Annotated in this window: 3 protein-coding genes and 2 pseudogenes; 2 read left to right on the top strand and 3 right to left on the bottom strand. The window is 43.4% G+C overall.

From position 1 onward, the window contains the following. From ACTIE6_RS20755 to ACTIE6_RS20745, 3 genes and pseudogenes are all read right to left on the bottom strand, one after another. Nucleotides 1–263, bottom strand: a pseudogene (locus ACTIE6_RS20755) (efflux RND transporter periplasmic adaptor subunit); the annotation flags it as partial. A 50-nt stretch (nt 264–313) separates the two neighbouring features. Then, a complete protein-coding gene (locus ACTIE6_RS20750; RefSeq protein ID WP_439558453.1) occupies nt 314–1681 on the bottom strand; it encodes a TolC family protein in 1368 nt (455 codons plus the stop codon). Then, a complete protein-coding gene (locus ACTIE6_RS20745) occupies nt 1671–2297 on the bottom strand; it encodes a TetR/AcrR family transcriptional regulator (RefSeq protein ID WP_439558452.1) in 627 nt (208 codons plus the stop codon). Before ACTIE6_RS20745 ends, ACTIE6_RS20750 begins: the two co-directional genes overlap by 11 nt. A gap of 75 nt (nt 2298–2372) precedes the next feature. Between ACTIE6_RS20745 and ACTIE6_RS20740 the strand changes: the two genes are divergently transcribed. Both ACTIE6_RS20740 and ACTIE6_RS20735 read left to right on the top strand, forming a co-directional pair. Beyond that, a complete protein-coding gene (locus ACTIE6_RS20740) occupies nt 2373–2522 on the top strand; it encodes a hypothetical protein (protein WP_439558451.1) in 150 nt (49 codons plus the stop codon). 311 nt (nt 2523–2833) lie between these two features. Next, a pseudogene (locus ACTIE6_RS20735) lies at nt 2834–3397 on the top strand (arginine decarboxylase); the annotation flags it as partial.

Here is a 3397-nt window from a genome sequence, read left to right as displayed (position 1 = left end):
CCCTGCAGTTCTACGTAGTGGCGGAAAGTTTCGGGATTCAATGTATCAATAGATACCGGCTTCACTTTTGCCTCGGTTGCCTTTTTAGGATCGAGTTTGGTGATCTCGCTTTCAAGCGCTTTGATCTTTTTCTCGTTTTCTGCCTGCTCTGTTTTCAGCTTGGCAAGCTCTTCTTTCTTACCTGCCAGGTCATCTTTCTTTTCGCCCCCGCATGCTGCCAGCAGGATTGTCATGGCTGTTATTAATAGAATATTGTTTTTCATGATATAGGTAAATAGCAGTTTCAAATTTTGTTTCGGTGTTAATATGGTGCTCATTTCTCTGTATAAAGTTCTCCTTTGGCTCTGCTCAGATCAACTTTGGCGATCATCAGATCGTAGAGTGCGGTGAAGTAATTGGTCTGCGCTTCTTTCAGTGAAGATTCTGCATTGATTACCTCTATGTTTGAGCCTACGCCTTCTTTGTACTTGATTTTGGATACGCGCACGATTTCTTCTGCAAGTGTCAGGTTGCGCTTCTGCGTTTCGAGGGTGGCAAATGCATTTTTGATGTTGATGCCCGCCTGGTTGTTTTCAAGATCAATGGATTGTTTCAGCAAAGTCTGACTGTTCTTAACCTTGTCAATCGCGATCTTTTTCTGGTTGATCTGGTATCTTTTAGAAAAACCGTCGAAAATCGGAATGTTCAAATTGACGGTCAACACCATATTGTTGAACCAGTTGCGGGTAAATAAATCGGCAAACTTATCGTAACCTGCATTATACCCGTAACCCAGCGAAGCCGATAAACTTGGAAGGTATCCGCTGCGAACGTTACGCAGATCGAGTCCAGCGAGCTTTTCCTGGGTATTCAAAAGTGAGTATTCAATGCGGTTTTCGTAACTCAGGTCAGAAGTTACAGTAGCTGACCGGAGCGAGTCTACATTCACTGCATTGATATCGTCTGTCAGTTTGATCGGCTCATTGGCGGGCATTCCCATCTGGTACTTCAGGAGCGCGTAGCTAAGCTCGATCAGGTTCTGAACTTTCTGACGTTCGGTTTGCAGGTTGTTAATCTGCACTTCCAGCCTGTTTACATCCAGAAGCTCAACAAAGCCGCTTGCATTCATCGCCTTGGTCTCACGCATCAGTGAATCCACCCTTGAGATATTCAGATCAAGCAATTTGGCACGTTCCTCGGCAACCTGGGCTGAGTAATAAGCTTTAGTAACAGCTTCCGCTACCTGCACTTTTGACGAAGTAGTCGATTTCTGCGCCAGTTCGCGATAAGTTGCTGCCGCTTTCAGACCAATGAAGTAGGAACCATTGAAAATAAGCTGGTTCAAATTGGCAGAAGCCGAACCTTGCCAGGGGATACCAAATTCAACCGCAGCTGGTGGCGCGTCGGCAGGTGCAGTAGGATCAAAAGCATTGGCAGGAAGAAAGAACCTCGGAATAATAATGTTGTTTGTCACCGATACAGCCGCACTTACCTGGGGTAAACCCGCCGCCCTGATTTCACCAATGCGGGCTTCCGCGGAAGTTGCATCCAGCTGTGCATTCTTGATATTCAGGTTGTGCTTTATCGCATAGTCGACAGCCTGTTCGAGCGAGTAGCCGCTATCCTGTGCGCGTATCGAGGCGAAACTTAGCAAAACAGCCAGCAGTGCGAGACTGCCACGTATTGTAATGTTATTTTTCATGGATGTTAATTTCAAGTGCTGATTTATCTTTTATGGTGTTATAGAATTCAAATCCTTTTTCGGATAAAACCCCCCTCAGAAAGTGCAGCAGGAACTGCATTTGAATATGGATCATATCGAATTTCCTGGGTGGGAAAATGGTAGGGTCGAAACCCATTACGACCTGCTCTACACGCAACAATGCGAGTATATCCACGTCAATTTCTGGTCGGTACAATCCAAGCTCGATCCCTTTGAGCAGATTGTCGCGGAGGCTTTTGATGATATATTCATGTTTGTATGTTTGAAATAGCGCCCAGGCGTCAGGATAATACTTTTTAAGATCGTAAAGGAAGGTCGGGTTCATGTTTGCCATGGTCTCGCGCATTTGTACAGAAGAATAAATCAACTGCTCAATCGGATTCTCTGCCCGTTCATCCAGCTTTTCGAGCTCGCATTGCTGTGAGTTGAGCTCTTCCTGTATAACAAGCGCCAAAATCGCCTCCTTATCCGAATAATGCTGGTAAATGGTCCTTTTTGAAATCCCCAGGTCTCTGGCAATATCATCCATGGTGACGCTCTTGATCCCGTAGCGCCAGAACAGATTTAATGCTGATTTTATAATTCGATCTTTCACGTTTCAAATTTGAAATATTCGAATGATAAAAACTAAGAAAACTCCGGGTATTTTTAAAGTTTTCTAATTTTCTTCTTGTTAACTATCAAATCTTCCGGTGCAAGCTGCTCTAAAATTGCCGGCAACACAGCTGAAATCAGCTATTTAAGTAACCTGCTTTTTCTCGAAAGTATGAAGAAAACCGGGCGATCTGCCAAGCCCATGTTCCTGCTGGTGAAATCTTAACAATAATTTATTTGTACTATTTAAATAAATTCTATTGCTGTTAGGTAGCAAAACGGTTTAGCTGGTTGTAACCGATTTAAGCGGCTTTAATTTTACAACAGACTAAAAATAGGTACAGCAATGCAGCAGAATCAATTGAAAAATAATCAAGCGGGGCTTTTGCAGGATGAACTGACGGAATCGGCCGACAAATAGGTGAAGAAATGAATGATTTCAGCCTTTTCAATGTTTGCATATGAGATATATTCTGGCCAAATTTCGGGTCTTTTTGTTCCTTTTTTACTTACAATTTATTCGCGACAAAGCAAATAATGAAAAGCAGCTACATTGATCTTATTGAGCAGACGTTCGAGTTCCCGACTATGGAGTTTAACGTTGATAATAACGAATTGCTGTTCAACAATGTACCTCTGATGGATATCATCAGGGAGCACGGTACGCCTCTTAAACTGAATTACTTACCTAAAATAGGGGAGCATATTGAGAATGCGAATATGTTTTTCCGGAATGCTTTCAAGCGGCATAACTACAAGGGAACTTACACCTATTGCTATTGTACCAAATCGTCGCATTTCAGCTTTGTGTTGGAAGAGGCTTTGAAGCATAATATCCATATTGAGACTTCGTCGGCATTTGATATCCCTATTATCCGGGAGCTCTATCGCCGGGGTAAGGTGACGAAAAGCACGTATATCATTGCAAATGGTTACAAGCTGCCGCGTTACACACAGTCTTTGAGCGAACTGATCAACGAAGGTTTCAATGTGATCCCGATTCTCGATAATCTTAAAGAAATCGAATCGTACGAGCAGCAGGTGACAGCTGACCAGGTGAACTTCGGAATGCGCATTGCGACGGACGAAGAGCCGAACTTT

Source organism: Dyadobacter sp., assembly GCF_051859145.1.
Lineage (GTDB): Bacteria > Bacteroidota > Bacteroidia > Cytophagales > Spirosomataceae > Dyadobacter.
This window is presented reverse-complemented; position numbering and strand designations above follow the sequence as displayed.

Excerpts from the sequence above, each read along its gene's own strand:
- ACTIE6_RS20750 (WP_439558453.1), bottom strand. The coding sequence starts at position 1,681 with ATGAAAAATAACATTACAATACGTGGCAGTCTCGCACTGCTGGCTGTT.